General features: G+C 52.4%; 23 protein-coding genes. 10 read left to right on the top strand and 13 right to left on the bottom strand.

Going from position 1 to position 16,200, the window contains the following annotated elements:
• Positions 1-70: 70 nt before the first annotated feature.
• Positions 71-403 carry a hypothetical protein gene (locus tag QRN38_RS11895; RefSeq protein WP_057418595.1) on the bottom strand — a complete coding sequence of 111 codons (333 nt, stop codon included), beginning with the start codon at positions 401-403 and terminating at the stop codon, positions 71-73.
• 468 nt (positions 404-871) lie between these two features.
• On the opposite strand from QRN38_RS11895, the gene QRN38_RS11900 reads away from it, so the two are divergent.
• The 3 genes from QRN38_RS11900 to QRN38_RS11910 all read left to right on the top strand — a co-directional run bounded on the left by QRN38_RS11900 (position 872) and on the right by QRN38_RS11910 (position 3,264).
• Positions 872-1,348 carry a 3'-5' exonuclease family protein gene (locus QRN38_RS11900; RefSeq protein ID WP_057418593.1) on the top strand — a complete coding sequence of 159 codons (477 nt, stop codon included), beginning with the start codon at positions 872-874 and terminating at the stop codon, positions 1,346-1,348.
• 38 nt (positions 1,349-1,386) lie between these two features.
• Positions 1,387-2,373 carry a PDDEXK family nuclease gene (locus QRN38_RS11905; RefSeq protein ID WP_057418592.1) on the top strand — a complete coding sequence of 329 codons (987 nt, stop codon included), beginning with the start codon at positions 1,387-1,389 and terminating at the stop codon, positions 2,371-2,373.
• A gap of 129 nt (positions 2,374-2,502) precedes the next feature.
• Entirely contained in the window at positions 2,503-3,264 is a 762-nt protein-coding gene (locus QRN38_RS11910) for a hypothetical protein (protein ID WP_057418591.1), read from the top strand.
• A 69-nt stretch (positions 3,265-3,333) separates the two neighbouring features.
• Here the strand turns inward: QRN38_RS11910 and QRN38_RS11915 are convergent, their stop codons facing one another.
• From QRN38_RS11915 to QRN38_RS11925, 3 genes are read right to left on the bottom strand one after another with little or no spacing between them, the layout of a single operon-like run.
• The gene (locus QRN38_RS11915; protein WP_057418590.1) at positions 3,334-3,723 is read right to left on the bottom strand and encodes a hypothetical protein; all 390 of its coding nucleotides are present in this window, start codon (positions 3,721-3,723) and stop codon (positions 3,334-3,336) included.
• 2 nt (positions 3,724-3,725) lie between these two features.
• On the bottom strand, positions 3,726-4,196 hold the full coding sequence (locus tag QRN38_RS11920) for a hypothetical protein (protein WP_057418589.1): 471 nt from the start codon (positions 4,194-4,196) through the stop codon (positions 3,726-3,728).
• 40 nt (positions 4,197-4,236) lie between these two features.
• Positions 4,237-4,632: a DUF6957 family protein gene (locus tag QRN38_RS11925; protein ID WP_057418588.1), complete on the bottom strand. Its 396-nt coding sequence runs from the start codon at positions 4,630-4,632 to the stop codon at positions 4,237-4,239.
• Between the two features lie 157 nt (positions 4,633-4,789).
• Between QRN38_RS11925 and QRN38_RS11930 the strand changes: the two genes are divergently transcribed.
• Positions 4,790-5,245 carry a helix-turn-helix domain-containing protein gene (locus QRN38_RS11930; protein WP_057418587.1) on the top strand — a complete coding sequence of 152 codons (456 nt, stop codon included), beginning with the start codon at positions 4,790-4,792 and terminating at the stop codon, positions 5,243-5,245.
• A gap of 41 nt (positions 5,246-5,286) precedes the next feature.
• On the opposite strand, the gene QRN38_RS11935 is transcribed toward QRN38_RS11930, so the two are convergent.
• From QRN38_RS11935 to QRN38_RS11945, 3 genes are all read right to left on the bottom strand, one after another.
• Positions 5,287-6,327, bottom strand: a complete 1,041-nt coding sequence (locus tag QRN38_RS11935) for a DUF4062 domain-containing protein (RefSeq protein WP_057418586.1) — start codon at positions 6,325-6,327, stop codon at positions 5,287-5,289.
• Positions 6,328-6,416: 89 nt separating this feature from the next.
• Complete coding sequence (locus tag QRN38_RS11940) at positions 6,417-6,947, bottom strand: SH3 domain-containing protein (protein ID WP_310887444.1); 531 nt, start codon at positions 6,945-6,947, stop codon at positions 6,417-6,419.
• 53 nt (positions 6,948-7,000) lie between these two features.
• Positions 7,001-7,477 (bottom strand): hypothetical protein, encoded by a 477-nt coding sequence (locus tag QRN38_RS11945; protein WP_057418585.1) that lies wholly within the window; start codon positions 7,475-7,477, stop codon positions 7,001-7,003.
• A gap of 283 nt (positions 7,478-7,760) precedes the next feature.
• On the opposite strand from QRN38_RS11945, the gene QRN38_RS11950 reads away from it, so the two are divergent.
• From QRN38_RS11950 to QRN38_RS11965, 4 genes are all read left to right on the top strand, one after another.
• Entirely contained in the window at positions 7,761-8,810 is a 1,050-nt protein-coding gene (locus tag QRN38_RS11950; RefSeq protein WP_057418584.1) for a homoserine dehydrogenase, read from the top strand.
• Position 8,811: 1 nt separating this feature from the next.
• The gene (locus QRN38_RS11955; protein ID WP_057418583.1) at positions 8,812-10,227 is read left to right on the top strand and encodes an aldehyde dehydrogenase family protein; all 1,416 of its coding nucleotides are present in this window, start codon (positions 8,812-8,814) and stop codon (positions 10,225-10,227) included.
• A gap of 65 nt (positions 10,228-10,292) precedes the next feature.
• Positions 10,293-11,663, top strand: a complete 1,371-nt coding sequence (gene thrC / locus QRN38_RS11960) for a threonine synthase (protein ID WP_057418582.1) — start codon at positions 10,293-10,295, stop codon at positions 11,661-11,663.
• Between the two features lie 9 nt (positions 11,664-11,672).
• Positions 11,673-12,110 carry an Lrp/AsnC family transcriptional regulator gene (locus QRN38_RS11965; protein WP_057418581.1) on the top strand — a complete coding sequence of 146 codons (438 nt, stop codon included), beginning with the start codon at positions 11,673-11,675 and terminating at the stop codon, positions 12,108-12,110.
• Positions 12,111-12,354: 244 nt separating this feature from the next.
• Here QRN38_RS11965 and QRN38_RS11970 read toward each other — a convergent pair whose 3' ends face one another.
• The 4 genes from QRN38_RS11970 to QRN38_RS11985 all read right to left on the bottom strand — a co-directional run bounded on the left by QRN38_RS11970 (position 12,355) and on the right by QRN38_RS11985 (position 14,397).
• A complete protein-coding gene (locus QRN38_RS11970) occupies positions 12,355-13,047 on the bottom strand; it encodes a DUF421 domain-containing protein (RefSeq protein ID WP_057418580.1) in 693 nt (230 codons plus the stop codon).
• Between the two features lie 151 nt (positions 13,048-13,198).
• Positions 13,199-13,426 carry a DUF6555 family protein gene (locus QRN38_RS11975; RefSeq protein ID WP_057418579.1) on the bottom strand — a complete coding sequence of 76 codons (228 nt, stop codon included), beginning with the start codon at positions 13,424-13,426 and terminating at the stop codon, positions 13,199-13,201.
• Positions 13,427-13,589: 163 nt separating this feature from the next.
• Complete coding sequence (locus QRN38_RS11980; RefSeq protein ID WP_057418578.1) at positions 13,590-14,000, bottom strand: response regulator; 411 nt, start codon at positions 13,998-14,000, stop codon at positions 13,590-13,592.
• Positions 14,001-14,166: 166 nt separating this feature from the next.
• Positions 14,167-14,397 (bottom strand): hypothetical protein, encoded by a 231-nt coding sequence (locus tag QRN38_RS11985; protein WP_144433571.1) that lies wholly within the window; start codon positions 14,395-14,397, stop codon positions 14,167-14,169.
• Positions 14,398-14,453: 56 nt separating this feature from the next.
• Here QRN38_RS11985 and QRN38_RS11990 point away from each other — a divergent pair, with 56 nt between their 5' ends.
• Positions 14,454-14,675: a DUF1652 domain-containing protein gene (locus QRN38_RS11990; protein WP_057418577.1), complete on the top strand. Its 222-nt coding sequence runs from the start codon at positions 14,454-14,456 to the stop codon at positions 14,673-14,675.
• A gap of 116 nt (positions 14,676-14,791) precedes the next feature.
• A complete protein-coding gene (locus QRN38_RS11995) occupies positions 14,792-15,046 on the top strand; it encodes a hypothetical protein (RefSeq protein WP_057418576.1) in 255 nt (84 codons plus the stop codon).
• A gap of 451 nt (positions 15,047-15,497) precedes the next feature.
• Here QRN38_RS11995 and QRN38_RS12000 read toward each other — a convergent pair whose 3' ends face one another.
• On the bottom strand, positions 15,498-15,974 hold the full coding sequence (locus QRN38_RS12000; protein ID WP_057418575.1) for a hypothetical protein: 477 nt from the start codon (positions 15,972-15,974) through the stop codon (positions 15,498-15,500).
• On the bottom strand, positions 15,971-16,180 hold the full coding sequence (locus QRN38_RS12005; RefSeq protein ID WP_057418573.1) for a hypothetical protein: 210 nt from the start codon (positions 16,178-16,180) through the stop codon (positions 15,971-15,973). Before QRN38_RS12005 ends, QRN38_RS12000 begins: the two co-directional genes overlap by 4 nt.
• Between the last annotated feature and the right edge of the window lie 20 nt (positions 16,181-16,200).

The following is a 16,200-nucleotide window of genomic DNA, read 5'->3' on the forward strand; positions in this document are numbered from 1 at the left end:
AACCTTGTCTTGGAGCGTCACGCTCTGCTTAGGCACGCGGACACCTACCTAAATTAGCTCACCCCGTTTTTTAAATCGGTATAACCGAGACCACTTCCACGTACTTGTACTTCTGTCTGGCAGCCTTCACAGCATCTTGCTCAGCCAGCAACGAGCTCAACGTGTCGGCGTCCTGAATGAGCTCGTGCATCTCCCCCTCGTATTCGTTTCCAACTCGAAGCGTGACCCTGAGCCTAGGCGTAAACGCTTTCGCCGCTTTTTTCGTAGCTATAGGCGCCGCTATCACCTTTGTGAATACGACTTCTGTCACAGGCTCCGGTACTGGAGAGGCAGGCACCTCTCCGGGTTTAGCCGTACCAAACAAGGCGCGGCGCATCTCTTCTTCAGTTAAATCAGCTTTCATAAATCGTCTCTATAGAACAGCAATTAGCTCAACAAGTTGTTCGGGAAGGCTTACGCCAAGAAGAGCTGTGGAGAAGCAGGTGATTTCAAATACCCACGTCGATTTCAAGACAAGAACCCCTCCAGGCTCGGGAAAGTTGCTCCTTCGGCAGTCGCGTAATAAGGCCGTCCACTAGGTCACTGGCGTGCCGGCAGTACAGTGTTACGGTGTCCGGAACCGGTGTCCGACCCGCAACGAATGCACCCACTCGCTCCTGGGCAATTTTCAGTATATTCAGGACTTCTTGGCTCACCTGTTTGGTGGACAGGTATTCAACGACTGGTTTGGGGGGAGGAGCGGCGTGACTCCATATTTCTAGGACTACCTTAAGGAGTCCGTCTGAGCCAAAATGCTTGAGGGCCATTTCCCACAACTCACCTTCCTGCACCATATCCAAGCGAGCCCTAGTCATTACGGAGTTCCAGCAAAGTGAGGCTCTTTCTTGATTGCGAGTTTACCCAGCTCTCAGCCACAGCGAAGCTGATATCACTCGCACTGGTAGCTGAGAATGGACGCGAATTCTACGTGGAATTGCTCGACACATGGCGAGTAGAAGATTGTAGCGACTTCGTCGTAGAGATCGTTCTTCCGCAGCTCTGGGGCGGTGGCAATGAACAACCCATTATCGGGGCGAGAGCTGCACTGCTCGATTTCCTCGCGTCGTTCGACGAAGTCCTGGAAATTGTCACAGACGCTCCACAGTACGACTGGGAGCTTTTCTGCGAACTCGCATATAAAGGTGGTAAATGGCCAAGGAACGTTCGGAATTACCCCACCAACGCAACCACTCTAGAGGCCTCAAGTGACGGGGATCCGCTTCCGCATCACGCTCTCCTTGATGCCCGTATCATCGCTAGCATGTTCACCACAAGCAATCCAAAAGGGCTACCCTGGGAAGGCACATGAATCAGTAGTCTGTATGTGTCATTCAAGTGGAGCGAAGTATGAAATGGAAAGCGCGCACGACCGAGCAAGTCGCCGAGTTGATCTGCGGTGACAACACGGACGGCTATTTTCGCTACCTAACCGGCCCAAACCTGACGCGGTTTTTCAGAGATGCCGAGACAGAGTTTGTCCATGACGGCTCAACGCGCCGATTCTGGGTCGCGAATGTTCTGCAGCAGATTCTGGATCTCCCAAGCTCAAACCCACTGATGCCGTCTGACGCCATGCTGCGAGTAATTCGCCTACTTATGGATAGCGAGGATGCGTTCAACGAAAAAACACCTCGCTTGAATGCGCTCAAAGCGCTGAACGGAGCGATCAAGCGTGAGGGCTTTGAAGCATTTTTCGCAGATGACGATCAGTGCTATCTCTGCCACTCCCGCACCGGCACGGTCGGAAATGAATTCGCTAGCCCCCACCGCCCTCTTACTACCGCAGAAATGGGGAAGAGAAGCCAACTGATCTCTTACCTTGATCAGTGCTCAGAAGATGATCTTATTGAGCATGTTCTGCTTCCTCTATTCAGGCAGCTCGGATTCACGCGAATTACTTCTGCCGGGCACAAGGACAAAGCCTTGGAATACGGAAAGGACATCTGGATGAAGTTCACACTTCCTACCCAGCATGTCATCTACTTTGGTATTCAGGTGAAGAAGGGGAAACTCGACTCGTCGGGAGTGACGAAGGGAGGACAAGCCAACGTCGCCGAGATCCATAACCAGGTGCTGATGATGCTAGGCCACGAGATCTTCGACTCAGAGCTCAGTCGGCGCGTACTGGTCGACCACGCTTTTATCGTGGCCGGGGGTGAAATCACCAAGGCCGCACGCAACTGGATAGGTGGCAAGCTCGACCAATCCAAACGGAGCCAGATCCTCTTCATGGATAGAGAGGACATCATTAATCTATTTGTAGTGTCGTCTTTGACCGTGCCGCTCGTGCCTAAAAAGGCATCGAGCCAGTTTGACGATCCAATCCCGTTCTAGCTAATTCGGCGGCAGGTTTTTTGTTAGAGAACGCATCCCTATTGCAGAGCTGCAGCAGCTTGTCTTAGATTCACTCCCCTTTAAGCATGGCGGTAGGCTGCCAGTCCCGGGATTCTGAGGTTACGGCTAATGAGCTCCACGATTAATTGGGAAGTCGAACTTACCAGCGGCATACCCATGTACTTGCATCAGCTTTCTCGTGAAAACGATAACAACGGGCATTTTTGGGTCTGGGGAGGAGTCGACGACTACCTCGACTGCACAAATGACCACTTCAGCTTCAGCTCCTCACATTTCGACGATATCGAAGACAACCCTGATGTTGCCTGGCAGGTAGCGCACGAGCTTCTGTCTCTGTTCAATGGAGCCATGGCTTTGCTGTGGAACCAGCAACATCCATTCCGAATTGCGCGCCTCTTGTGTGAGGGCCGGAGCGTAAACTACGTCGAAAAGCGTAACCTGCATGGCCTTCTGGGTGCTCTCCCAGATTCAGCGAAGCGAGGCAGGGATCGGGAAGACAGTGCGTATATTTTTCACCTTGTATCGCTTGCTTGCGAGTACCAAGATGCGTACCACGTGGTCAAGCTCTTTGAGCAAAAGGGCGGTTGGACTACCTACTACAAGATTCTCGAAACAATTGAGTCCTATACGGTGAAGTACGGTTTAAATGTGCATGTAGACAAAAAGATTAAGAAAAGCTTTGAGCTGACTGCTAACAATTTTTCGATTAGTGGATTTGAGTCGCGGCATGGATTCAAGCAGCAAGCGAAGGAAATCAAAACCGCCTCGCTGACTATCGAGGAAGGTTATAAATTCATCAGTGGGTACGCCAGGCGGTATCTGTCCGCGCGGTTCGGCCCCACACTCCGGCAGAGACCGGCTGTTAGATAGTTTCGTGTGCGAGCTGATAGCCTTAAACAGAACGTTTGCCAAGGGCACCGTACAACAACGATGCAGGATTTATTGCAGCCGACTAGGCGTCGGGACAAAACGACCACCTGCAATACGTATGAATTCCCGCAAGCTACGGCGCCCAACGTCCCGCCTGAAAGTCGCAATGACGTACTTCGAGTTGACCGTGTTGATCACCCAAAACCTACCTTCCTTCGTAACGGACTGAATGTCCGATGTCCGGATCAGCCTACCATCTGCAAATCGTTGGTATGGCCCAGGGCAAATGTGACTGAACACCACGCCAACGGCACTGCACGCATGAATATGGACATTTACCAGGTAGGCCGTGACCAGGCCGTCGTATTCTTGATTCACTGCCTTGGCGATGCGAAGTAGGTCGAAGTCCGAGTAGCGCTTTTCGTGTAAATCGACTGCGATGGTATCGATGTAGTCCATGGCTACATGTCCTCCGACGTTGATGCTAAACCGGTGGTCTCAGAACGGTGCCGATATAGCTCTCTGACCCCAACTAGGGCTGCAACATCTAGGTCGCGCTGATGCGTATTGACGTAGACATCACCACTCTCGACCCGCAGAACGCAGACCGGCACCTCCACCTGATTGAATCCCATGGACAAGGAGGTCAGCATTTCCATTTTCCAACACGAGCCTTTGTTCATCCATGCCGGGGTCACGACCTGGACTTCTTGAACGACCAAGTTTTCGTCTTGGGAGATTAGTAACTCCACCAAGCGTGGCTCATCGTTGAGCATCTCTTCGTAGGCTACGAACCGTCCCTCATGCCGGCGCTTGAGATTGACGTGATACCAATGAGTAGCCAAGGATCGCGATATGGCGTGGAAGTGAGCGAGACCGTCCCCGAACATACCCACCGGGCCGGCCTGGTCTTGCATGCTAATCCTGAACATCGCGTATCTCGTGTGGAGCAGGCCTGCTTAGCGCCTGCGATTAACATAAGCCGAATATTGTCTTGAGCGATGCGGTCATCTCACGCCCCTTGCCCACCAGGGCATACACCGTGTTACGAGTCTCGAACAAGCAAACGCCGTCGAACGACTTGCACAGGGTCGAGCGTACCCAGCCCCCTGGAGGGAACCGGCCCTGGCTGTCGTAGGTGACGCAATGGGAATAAAGGAACATTGTCTGCAGGCCTATGGCGCGCACCCTGGCGAGCGATTCAGGAGGCTCGTCCACATGAAAGATCAGCCAATCCTCGACCAAACAGTAGGGTTTCCGACCGAAACGATCCGCCACCAATGCCTCTATTTCGGCTTTACGCAGCTCTGTTCCAAAGGACGATATCTCACCCTCGCGGAGCAACTCATGCTCCGAAGAATTACCCATAAATTGATGATCCTCATGGTGCGAACCCAAAAATCAGGCTCTGCGAACACGCAAAATACCGGGCAACAAGCCGGAAATCCCATCGATATGATTATATGCATTTGTGTGGGATCTATCAAACGGGTCATACCGTCTCTTTTTTGGAGAGGTAGGTTGGATGTCCCTGCGGAAGGCTTATGCGGCGACGCTACAGTGGCTGAGGATTCGAAATGGCTTATCTCAAGCAGACCTCCAGCATCAAGCTGACCAGGCTCACATAAGCCGCTTGGAGGCTGCGACGACGACACCGACTATTGATCTGAGTGCGGATCTGGCTCATGCGCTGGGCCTAACACCTCTGTCGCTGCTCACGCTGGTGGCCGCAGCCGACGAGGGCAAGACAGCACGCTCTGTCTTGAATGAATCGATGAGAGAACTCATGCGGCTAGGAGTTCTTGATGAGGCACTGCCTGCCGAGCCGCATAAGATCACCACACCACAGAGAATCGCTGCCGCAGAAAGGCTCGAGGCAGTACGCAAACTCAAGGCAGAAGGTCTTTCTCAGGCAGAGATATGCCGGTACTTAGAATTACCCAGAAGCACTGTTGGCCGCCTGTGGCACGTAGACGATTAAAAGTCCCACCTCAGCTCAAAGCAACAGAGGCACGTCACTGATCAATAAGCCAAACTTCTTGCCATTCTTACGATGCTTTCCTGTATCCATTGCTCCACGATGGGCCGTGTAGCAGGGATGAAAAGTCGTGACTCACTAACGAGCTTTTCACGGCGCATAGGCATCGAATAGCTGCTGGGGGCAGTCGCTGGCGGCTCTTCTATCTTCGCCATGTCTAAATTCTTCAAGGTAATGCGATACCAACCGCTGTTGAATCCGGCCACCTCGAAGCTGGACATAATTAGCTTTGATAGGTTGGTCGGAGACACGAAATAGAGACCAGCCGTACGCCCCTCGACTGGCACACTTGCGTCAGTTTCCAAAAGGACGAGCCCGTCGTCAAAAAGGCGCCAAGACGTGTCTCCGGACTTCAGTCCTGTGAACAACTTGTCATCCCAGTCTTCGTAACCTTGCTTGAACTTCGCCAAGCCGAGATTATGGAAGCTATGGAAAATCTCATCACGGCGTTGGGCCGCTCCGTGCACCGCGTGCTGCTCAACGGGCTGTGGCAGAAACGCGAACTCAAGCTGTGGCGCATAGGAGTGACCGCCGTAGGAGCGAGCGCTTGATGCATCTGTAATGCGCTCGTGAAAGGCTTTCTCAGAAATTGCGCTTTTGGATTTCTCCATTCTACTCAGGCCCTGGACAATGGCTTTCAACAGCTCTTGGGGGTCTGAGAATGAGGCTCTGAAAAAACCTTGTTTGTAGTCAGACACCTCGTTGACGAACACGGCCTGCTTCGCGTCAAAGTCAGTCTGCTGGATGAAAACCAAAATCGGTTTACGCTTGCTCACTGCCTGGTGGAATTCTTGCTGCGTAACCGAGAGACCTGGCTGAGGTTCATAGCCGAAGTTAGCGCCAAGAATCAGTATATAAACGTCGCACTGGTCGACCTCTGTCAGGCAGGCGTGCTCCGAGGAATAGGTTCGCGCTCCGAAGTGCTCGCTCATGACCGGCTTCATGTCCAGTGTCTCCACCGCGTCTTTGGCGGCGGCTCTGAACTGCTCGAATCCTCTTACTACGGAGCTTATGAACACCTTCATCAGTGCATCCTCTGAACGCTGGCATATGTGTCCTTTTGGACTGTAACTAGGTGTGATCGCTGCAGATTGTCTCAATGGTGAACAGCAGATCAGACACCGTATCGTTTGTTACCGCCAGAGGTAATGCAATATCGACCACCACGAGGCCCGATACACACGTTCCCAGAGGAACAAGGACAGGATGAACCGTAAGCTGGGGTCTGTTGGCGAGCTGGCTGTTTCGGCTGAATCGCTGTTCTTGGCTTCAAAACGACGTAGCAGTCTGAGCCGCTACACAGGCTTTTGGACGAAAGCCACTTTGAAGGTTGACCATCAATGCTGATGCGCGCCCAATCCTTTCGGGTCTCAAAAACTTGAACCTTCTCCCCGCGCTTCAGTTTTGAGATGACCTTTCCGCTTGGTTGATCCCGGACATTGAGGTTGTCAGCGCTCACGAACTGCTCAGTTGCGGAGGTCGGCGTGGGTGGGGATGGAGACGTTGGCGTGGTTGATAGAAGCGTGCTCAGAGTGCTCGGCTCTACCGGGGTTTGAGGCGTGTCTTTTTTTCCCATTGCCCATAGGACGGCAAAAAGAATCAGGAGCGGTATAAACCACGACTGGGAGTTTTTGCGCATATCCATTGCTCCCGCCTAAGACTCAATACGCCGGCTGCCATGCAGACCTTTCCTTCGGACTACTGCGAGCTTAGCCAAGCTTCCATTTTTTGCAGCTTGTCAAAATCTAAAAGTTTGCGCCTTCCCGAATTCAGGATCTCTAAAAGCCGCTTCTTCGTTTCGGACGAGGGAAACCAATCAGCGACCTCGACGTTGCAGTGCTTAGAATCACTTAGCACCCATTTCATCACCATGTCTGCTGCGGCTCTGCAGTGATCCGCCATGAACAGCCTTTTACCGTCTTCTGACCAGCCTCGCATCGCAAGCTCGTCGGTTACGTCGATGACTCCAGCGTCTCCAAAAAAATCGGTCGTATCTGGATAATGAATACCTGCCAAGGACACTTTCGCTATGCCCGAATCCCGGTCGAAGTAGGACAGGAAATGCCATCCGCCAGTGATGCTTCCAGGGTGCGGAAAGTTGATCGCAGCCTTGCCAGTGATGTAGTGCGTGCGGCAAACGCGTTTGAGATCAAAATCGAAAAGCGGCTGGGTCATGGGAGCCTTCTGATTTGCTTGCGCACGTATTCCAGCGAAACGTCGGTCATCTGCTGGGTCAAGGGTAAGCTGCCATTGTTAAAACTCCACAGTTCAATGCATTGAGATACCAGGATAGATGGAGTGATTCCGGCTGATTCACGTCGGAGAAAATCGCAGGTTTCAAACTGACATATGTTTCGAGCTTTTTGCGCATCAGATCGATCTGATTGGCATATTCGGTAAAGCACGGTTGCGGCTTACGATTCTCCTCATTGATGAACTAAAAAATGAGGCCATTGCTGTGACTGAATACAAGATTGCTTTGCTGGGTTTCGGCGGTGTCAACCGAGCGCTTGCACAGTTGGTTGCTGAAAAAAACGAAGCTTGGGCTGATGAGCTCGGGTTCAAATTAAGAATCGTAGGTGTGAGCGATATCTTCTTGGGTTCCGTGATCGACAAGCACGGTCTTGACCCGCAAAAATTGATCGCACTGCCAGCAGAAAAAGGTGCATTCGCTTCCTTGGAAAATGGGATTGCGGAGCCTGCGAACGAGAATGTCATTTGCCACTCAGGGGCGGACATCGTAGCTGAGGCTACTTTCACCAATCCTGTAGACGGTGAGCCGGCAACGTCGTTTTGCCGCGCCGCCCTTCAACAAGGTATCAGTGTTGTTACGACCAATAAGGGCCCGGTAGCTCTGCATGCGGCAAGCCTGAAGAATCTTGCGATGACCACTGGCTCGTCGTTCGAATTTGAAGGGGCAGTAATGAGCGGCACGCCGGTAATCCGCATGGCGCAAGAAACCTTGGCGGGTTCGGAGATCACTGGTTTCAAAGGTATTCTGAACGGAACCTCAAACTTCATTTTGAGCAGCATGCAAGCGGGTCTGGACTTTGGAGAGGCGTTGGCTAAAGCGCAAGCATTGGGCTATGCCGAAGCAGATCCTACCGCTGACGTTGAGGGGCACGATGTCCGGCTTAAAGTAGTGATCCTAGCTAACGAGCTGCTAGGCGCGAAGCTCACGCCGAACGATGTCTCATGTGAAGGCATTTCCAAGATCACTTCTTCCGATATTCAGAGCGCCGCGAAGAACGATGCTCGGTGGAAGCTGATTGGCAGTGCCAAGCGCAGTTCGTGTGGCGCAGTGACCGCTTCGGTTAGTCCTCAGCTCCTGACAACTACTGACGCCTTGGCAGGTGTCACTGGTGCCACTAACGCCGTCACTTTTGACACCAACCTTCTCGGCCCTGTAACGGTAGTGGGCGCAGGTGCCGGTCGAATTGAGACCGCCTATGCGTTGCTTTCGGACATCGTCAGCATTCACAAGAAAAAAACCAAACAGGCCCACTGACATGAACAGCTTGACTCTGAAATTGCCTGCAGACGTGGAGACAATCACTGTCTTCAACCCGTTCGACAATACCGTGATGGGCGAGGTTTCAAGGATTCCAGCTGCGGCTGCCCATGCCGTTATCAACGTTGCCCTAGAGGGGGCCGTCATCGCTCGTGAACTCTCCCGAGCTGAACGCTCGCGCATTTTGGAGCAGGCAGCAATTCTTGTAGAGCGAGACAAGGACGATTTCGCACAACTTATCTCTGGTGAATCGGGCAAAACCATTCGCCAGGCACGCAAAGAAGTTCTCCGCTGTGTAAACACGCTCAAGCTGTCATCTGAGGAGGCCAAGCGCAATGCTGGGGAGGTGATTCCGTTCGACTCCTATGTCGGATCGGAGTCACGCCAAGGTTGGTTCACCCGTGAACCTTTGGGTGTAATCCTTGCCATCACGCCTTACAACGACCCGCTGAATCTGGTCGCACATAAGCTTGGCCCGGCCATCGCAGGCGGTAACTCAGTAGTGCTAAAGCCTTCTGAGCTGACACCGCTCTCGGCGATAAAGCTGGTCAGTTACTTGAGCAACGCAGGTCTGCCGTCAGGAGTTGTATCGGTAGCGACTGGTGACGCAGAACTGGGCAAAGCCTTGGTTGCCCATCGTGCTGTGCGCATGATTTCGTTCACCGGCGGTTTTGCTACCGGGGAGCAGATAACCAAGACTGCCGGCCTCAAGAAGATGGCTATGGATCTCGGTGGCAATGCACCTGTGATTGTCATGGGAGATTGTGACCTTGACGCGGCTGTTGAGTCTTGCGTCTCTGGCGCGTACTGGGCGGCAGGGCAGAACTGCATTGGTACTCAGCGAATTCTCATTGAAACCAAGATCTACCCGGCATTCAAAGAGCGCTTTGTTGCGAAGTCGCGAAACCTGATAGTCGGAAACCAAGCTGACGAGAGCACGGACGTCGGCCCAATGATCTCTGAAGCAGCTGCCATGCGTGCGGAAGCGTCTGTGCAAGATGCTGTCAGCAAAGGGGCTAAGATTCTGCTCGGCAACAAACGGGAAGGCACGCTGTTCTATCCGACCGTACTTGAGGACGTGAACTCCGAATGCAAGGTTTGGCAAGAGGAGGTTTTCAGCCCCATCGTGATCCTGCAGGAGATCAACACTCTGGAAGACGCTCTGGCTCTCGCCAACGCGCCGGAGTACAGCCTGCATGCCGGCATTTTTACAAGCAACCTGAACACGGCGATGAAGGCTGCCAAGCTACTTGAGGCTGGCGGTGTGATGATCAATGACTCGTCAGATTACAGGTTCGACGCAATGCCGTTTGGTGGCTTCAAATATGGGAGCATGGGCCGGGAAGGCGTTCGATTTGCCTATGAAGATATGACTCAGCCCAAAGTTGTATGCATTAACGGGTCGAGCTTGTAAGGCTAAATACTTACCAGGATCGGTAGAGATGGAAGGGATTAGGTGAATTCTTATTCGGAGTAGATATGCAGTACGTAAGCACACGTGGTTCTGCAGAGACATCCAGTTTTCGGAGCGTCGTGTTGTCCGGGATTGCATCGGATGGCGGCCTGTATGTGCCTCAGAGCCTACCCCACTTCGCTAGCGATGTAATCGCTAGCTGGTCGTGGCTTCCCTTTGACTCACTCGCTTACCAGGTCATTTCCCCTTTTGTAGGGGACGAGATCGACAACTCAACCTTGAAAGCGATCCTGAAGGATTGTTATAGCCAGTTTGATCACCGAGCCGTAGCTCCGCTACAGCAAATTGGCCAAAATGAATGGCTGTTGCAGCTCCACCATGGGCCAACGCAAGCATCCAAGGATTTTGCTGCTCAGCTCCAGTCGAGGCTTGTCGAGCATTTTTTGACGCCATCTGAAAGCGCTTTCCTGATTGGGGCTACGAATGGAGACACGGGGCTCGCAGCTATCGAGGCCTTCAAGGATCAGCCCAATGTAAAAGTGGTGGCGTTATATCCGAATGACGGGGTGCCACCTGAACGCTCGGCCAGCCTGATGGGATCAACCTCTGAGCAAGTGCAGTTGATTGGAGTTGATGGAAGCTTCGATGACTGCCAAACCCTTGTCTCAAGGGTGCTGAGAAATTGGCCTGTTAAGGGTGTGATGCCTATCAGCTTCAACTCCACGAATTGGATCGGCGTACTGGCTCAAATCGTATTCTTCTTCCATAGTGCTTTGCAGCTAGGCGGAAGCGTTCGGCCACTAGGGTTCAGTGTCCCAGGAGCGAGTTTTGCAGAGATCTACGCTTGCTTCATCGCACAGAAGATGGGGTTGCCAATCAACCAAGTTATCGTGTCTACAAATACCAACGATGCTTTACATCGTTTTATAAACCAAAACAGCTATTCAACGCGCGAGCTTAGTCATTCCTTATCACCATCGATGGATTTCTCGCTGTTCTCAAACCTGGAGCGGTTCATCTGGGAGCTGTACGACCATGATGGCTCGGCTGTGCAGCGGCTGATGGATGCTTTCGAGGATTCCGGGAAGCTGAGCATTGGCAATAAACAATGGTTGCAAGCGCGGATGCTCTTCGACTCTTATGCTGTTGATGATGAGCAGGTAAAAGAGGAGCTGCTCTCTATTTTTAGAGAGGCTGGGACGGCTGTTGATCCGCAGACTGCTACAGGGTCGCTGGCGGGAAGGCTGCATCGTCGTAGTATCGGAAGTCCTATGGTCACCTTGGCACAGTTAGCACCGAGCAAATCATCCCGTCTGCTCACAGAACTGAAAATATGGAACGGAGATGTTCCCGTTAAGGCGCACCCGAGCGTCAATTCTGTTGTGTTAAGCAAAGGTGATATTGATGGGCTCTCCCTGCTCCTTGACGGTTTATAGGATCAACGAATGAAACGCTTACTCGATCCTCTAGATGAGCGCATTTTGGCAGCGCTCACTGCGAACGCAAAAATCTCCCATGCTGAGCTGGGATTAAAGGTTCACCTTTCTCGAAATGCGGTTCGTCAGCGTATTGAGCGCATGGAGCGCGACGGGGCCATCCAAGGCTACACAATCGTTGCAGGTGAAGGACGGAACCCATCACCTCCTATCACCGCCATCATCTTCGTGTATCGGCATGACCGTATGCGAGGCGATGATGTGGTTAAGGGAATCAAATCGATCCCAGAGGTGACCATGTGTGAGGTCATGAGCGGTGAATTCGACTTGATGGTTCGGATTGAGGCGGTTCACGCAGAGCGTGTTCACGCGGTATGGAAGATGATCGCTGCAATGCCAGGTGTTGAGAATACCGTCACGACGTTCGTTTTAGGTAAGTTGATGTAAAAGGCCAGAGAAAGTCTATTGGCAGACGACCAAAATATCTGCGATACCTCTCTTCGCTTAACAAATGCTGCCAGTCACTGCACTTGCAATAGGTGTAGCCAGGGGGGGGCGATGTCTCTATGTACTCGACTGTTGACGATAGCACCACGTTTACGGTGAATTTCACGGTGGGCTACCCGTTTAAGGCGAACCTAGACGCGCAAGACAACTGAAGATGCCGGGGGCTGTCACATGCGAGGCGTTGTCACCGACAGCGCGGTGTTGTGAGCGCAATTGACCAGATGGCATGATTACAGCGAGAACAATCAGCCTGTTGGGCCGCCGCGATATGCTGAGAGAAACCGCAATTTACGCAGCAGTACAAGGCCGATGCAGGCGCAGTTTCAAACTCGGCACGATGCTCTAAAGGTAGGACGGACAGCCCAGGGCGCAGGTCTTTCTGTTCGAAGAAATAAAGGCTGACGTCGCCGTCGGTCTCAACGAGACCGAGCCTCACTTGTCCGAGATGTTCAACCCCTTGCTGTCGTAACTCCATCAACAATTCGTTAGATGAGATGTTCAGAGTTTCTAAAGATTTGAGCTCATAGAGACCGTCGCGGATTACGGTTACCGGCAGCCCATCCATCCAGGCTTCGAATCTTTTGCTCTTCGTCATCACCAGTACGGTGAGGCGGTAAAGAAGCAGGAGCGTGAGAAATACTACTGCGACCGGCAGCAGCGGAACATCGTGGTAGAAGGACACGTCTCCTGCGGCGGAGCCCAATGTCAAAATCACGACCAGCTCAAAAAGTGAAAGCTGTCTTATCCCTCGTCGACCGCTGGATTTCAGAAAAAGAAAAACCGCGAGAAAGGCGAAAGTGGCCCTGAAACCTACCTCAAGCAAAAACGCTAAGGGAAATTCGTCTATCAGCATCCGCTGGATATCAAAAGGCGACATCGTGACCTCGATTTTATTGTGATAGTAGACGACGGATCGATTCAGCCTTTAATTCCAAAAGCTGGAGCCAGGTTTTTCATCGGGTAAGCGGACGCTGAGGGCGGCTGCGACGCGAAGCAGACTCAGCACATACCCTCCAGAACGCAAAATGTTAGGTTGAGCTGGCTCGCCAGGTGACATCGGTGATGCCATATTTTTCGGCTTGAGGTTTGGACACCATCTTCAGCGGCGGGCGACCGGGACGAGGAATGGGCGCTACGCCCGCGTCGCAACTAGCCCAGTGCCAAGCTTGAGCGTTTTGCATCGCTTTGCTACGGATGATGAAGGTCTTCGGCACACCATGAAGCTTGTAGTTGATGACGAATAAATTGTTTTCCATGACTTACTCCGTCTGCTCTTTTCAAACGGAGTCATCGGGCGTGGAAAAATTCAGAAAACTCAGGGACTTCACCACCGAACGGTTTTCACTCGAGGTAGAGTCGCGAGTCTCAGGAGCTAAGCACTATCCGTGTCCTACTTGGCCTCATACTTTCAAGCCAGGCTCAGCGTTTACTAATCGGGTTACCGGGCTGCAAAAGCTCCGCCACTGCCACCACCATCTCATCCAGCGACCAAGGCTTGTGCAGGTAAATAGTTTGAGCTGGTACTGCGATGCTCTCGATCAGATAACCCGAGGTAAGTATCGCAGCGATGTGAGGCCACCTGCCTTTGACCATCTCTATGAACTCGATGCCTTGGATTTGGCCGGGGACGCCGTGATCAGCGATCACTAGAGCGCATTCACCATGTGCTTCCAGCAGGTAGGTCAACGCATCATCCGCCGTCGCGAACGGGACAGTCTTCGCGCCAATCTCATCCATGATATCGGTCATGAGCGACTGCAGAGTTGGGTCGTCCTCAATGACGATGACCTCTCCGCGAATCGGCAGCAATCCTTCCCAATTTACGTTCAATCAATCCCCCTTAAATCAGAGACACCGACCGAGCAAACGGTACGGTTGCATGAGTTTAAGCGAAAATTCCGCGTCTACCATGAAAGTGCTTGAAGAACGCGGAACACCCGACTTCAGGTCTTGTCCCTACCCTCAGGGGCAAAAGAGTGGTGAACGCAGCCAAAATTCAACAATTTTCAAAGCCGTTTTTTAGAGCATTTTTCGCATAGTTTTCTTTGGTAGAAATTGTCCCTATGTGGATATGCCACCGGAACAGCCCCGCTCCAGAGAGGTCAGAGCCATCGGCCAGTTTTTTATCAACACGGCGCAATGCCTCGGGTTGGTGCAACCTTCCAAGCGAGTAACCCTGAAATACCTTGGCGAATAATGCTTTCCGCCATTCTTTGACTAATTTCACATGTGGACAACAATCAATGAAACTGCTCGAAGGACTAATTCGATGAGCTCCGCCATATCATTGAGTGTAGTTTTCTGCCGCTGTCGTGCTCATGCACCATGAATGCGGATGGTTCGCTAATGATTCAGGTTACTGAGACTTCTTCCGGCAGGGTTGAGCTGTTGGTCACGGGTGTGTCGACGACGACGCTGACTTCGAGTCGCGCCATTGCCGATCTGGTAAGCGAGCTTCGCAGTGAAATGGATGGGCGCGAAATCAGCTTTCAATCGAGTGAATGAAGGACGCGAGAGCGCCGAATGGATGGGCTACGGAGGGAAGTAACCTGGCAGGTGACCTTTGATGCCAAAATGATATCAGGGCATACTAGGCCTTCATTTTTCAGGGAGCTGGTCTCGTGGCCTTCGATAGAACTCAGCAACTTGAGCAAGCACTTTTAGCGGTAATCGCGGCAGCCACTAAGATGGGTGTGAGTAGTGATGCGTTATGTGCAGAAGCCGTTGGAGGCCTGATGGCGGATCGGAACTGGCAGTGGTCGCTGTCGGAACATAAACACGGCGCCGCTGATGAGATCGAGGAGGCATTGACCAAGTACCTGCTGGCGGGAGTAGCTAAGTCGCCTCCAACCTACAGGGAATCCCCGCTGCTATGAATCACGTTTTCATAGTCGCGATACCAGATCGAACCCCTTAGATTCGACACGTACGCCATGGTCTACGATCCTGGCCCGAGCTCAAATGCGGGTTGAAGACGTTGATAGGAATTTTGGGTCGTGAAGCGGGCATTACTCTGACTCACAATGGGCGTCTGGTGGACTGCTCGCCAGCTTCCGAGATCTACTCTCATCACTTTCACGTCAAAGGCTTTTCCTGGGTTCACTACAAGCAAGCGCTTGCTAATCTTGTATCGCCCACAGCCCAGACAAACAATGTCCTCCCAGTCGCCATAAGCCCCAAGCAACCAAGAATCACCCCAGCAGATCCGGCATGCACACTTCATGTATTGACTCCCACTTAGCATCATTGATGCGAGGTTTATCGGGGAGTTCAGACATAGCTGAGCTATGCCGACCAAGGGGCTTCGTCACCAAATCAGATATTGGGTTACTGAGAGGCTAGCCACGCTTCAAGTCGTTGCAGGCGACCTAACTCGAGCAGTCTTTGTTTCGCCAGGCTCATAAGCGTGAAGAGTCGCTGTCGGTCAGCATGCGTAGGAAACCAATCAGCTATCTCAACGTTGCAACATGTCGAATCGCTGAGAGCCCATTTGATAATCAAGTCACCGGCGGCGCGGTAATGGTCTGCAATGAAGACGTGCCTGCCCTCCAATTCCCAGCCACGCGCTGCGAGCTCGTCGGTAACGTCGATGATGCCAGCGTGTCCAAAGAAATCGGTGGTATCTGGATAGTGGATGCCTGCCAAAGACACCTTCGCTACACCCGTATCCCGGTCGAAGTACGACATAAAATGCCATCCACCCGTTGTGCTCCCAACGTTTGGAAAATTGATGGCGGCTTTACCAGTTATGTAGTGCTCGCGTGACACACGCTTGAGATCAAAATCAAAGAGCGGCTGCCTCATCGGAGTTTTTTGAGCCGGGCCAGCCCCTGTTTGATATGACCAGCGTTTTCACCAATCGTGTAAAGCGCGCCACGGACGTTTTCGCCGACTTCCGCATGTCCCTGCGCTTCTACCTGTAGGGTCAGCTCCATGAGCGCAGCTTCGAGAGCGAGCTGATTTTGGTACATCCTTTCCAGTACATCTGAAAGGGAATACTCACCCTGCATTTGTCTCACCTCCATGTTGG

Origin of the sequence: Pseudomonas sp. CFBP2511, assembly GCF_030209255.1 — a bacterium.
Lineage (GTDB): Bacteria > Pseudomonadota > Gammaproteobacteria > Pseudomonadales > Pseudomonadaceae > Aquipseudomonas > Aquipseudomonas avellanae.

Coding starts and splice junctions, on each gene's coding strand:
- QRN38_RS11895 (WP_057418595.1), bottom strand. CDS start 403: ATGAAAGCTGATTTAACTGAAGAAGAGATGCGCCGCGCCTTGTTTGGT.
- QRN38_RS11905 (WP_057418592.1), top strand. CDS start 1,387: ATGAAATGGAAAGCGCGCACGACCGAGCAAGTCGCCGAGTTGATCTGC.
- QRN38_RS11910 (WP_057418591.1), top strand. CDS start 2,503: ATGAGCTCCACGATTAATTGGGAAGTCGAACTTACCAGCGGCATACCC.
- QRN38_RS11915 (WP_057418590.1), bottom strand. CDS start 3,723: ATGGACTACATCGATACCATCGCAGTCGATTTACACGAAAAGCGCTAC.
- QRN38_RS11920 (WP_057418589.1), bottom strand. CDS start 4,196: ATGTTCAGGATTAGCATGCAAGACCAGGCCGGCCCGGTGGGTATGTTC.
- QRN38_RS11925 (WP_057418588.1), bottom strand. CDS start 4,632: ATGGGTAATTCTTCGGAGCATGAGTTGCTCCGCGAGGGTGAGATATCG.
- QRN38_RS11930 (WP_057418587.1), top strand. CDS start 4,790: ATGTCCCTGCGGAAGGCTTATGCGGCGACGCTACAGTGGCTGAGGATT.
- QRN38_RS11935 (WP_057418586.1), bottom strand. CDS start 6,327: ATGAAGGTGTTCATAAGCTCCGTAGTAAGAGGATTCGAGCAGTTCAGA.
- QRN38_RS11940 (WP_310887444.1), bottom strand. CDS start 6,947: ATGGATATGCGCAAAAACTCCCAGTCGTGGTTTATACCGCTCCTGATT.
- QRN38_RS11945 (WP_057418585.1), bottom strand. CDS start 7,477: ATGACCCAGCCGCTTTTCGATTTTGATCTCAAACGCGTTTGCCGCACG.
- QRN38_RS11955 (WP_057418583.1), top strand. CDS start 8,812: ATGAACAGCTTGACTCTGAAATTGCCTGCAGACGTGGAGACAATCACT.
- thrC (WP_057418582.1), top strand. CDS start 10,293: ATGCAGTACGTAAGCACACGTGGTTCTGCAGAGACATCCAGTTTTCGG.
- QRN38_RS11965 (WP_057418581.1), top strand. CDS start 11,673: ATGAAACGCTTACTCGATCCTCTAGATGAGCGCATTTTGGCAGCGCTC.
- QRN38_RS11970 (WP_057418580.1), bottom strand. CDS start 13,047: ATGTCGCCTTTTGATATCCAGCGGATGCTGATAGACGAATTTCCCTTA.
- QRN38_RS11975 (WP_057418579.1), bottom strand. CDS start 13,426: ATGGAAAACAATTTATTCGTCATCAACTACAAGCTTCATGGTGTGCCG.
- QRN38_RS12000 (WP_057418575.1), bottom strand. CDS start 15,974: ATGAGGCAGCCGCTCTTTGATTTTGATCTCAAGCGTGTGTCACGCGAG.
- QRN38_RS12005 (WP_057418573.1), bottom strand. CDS start 16,180: ATGCAGGGTGAGTATTCCCTTTCAGATGTACTGGAAAGGATGTACCAA.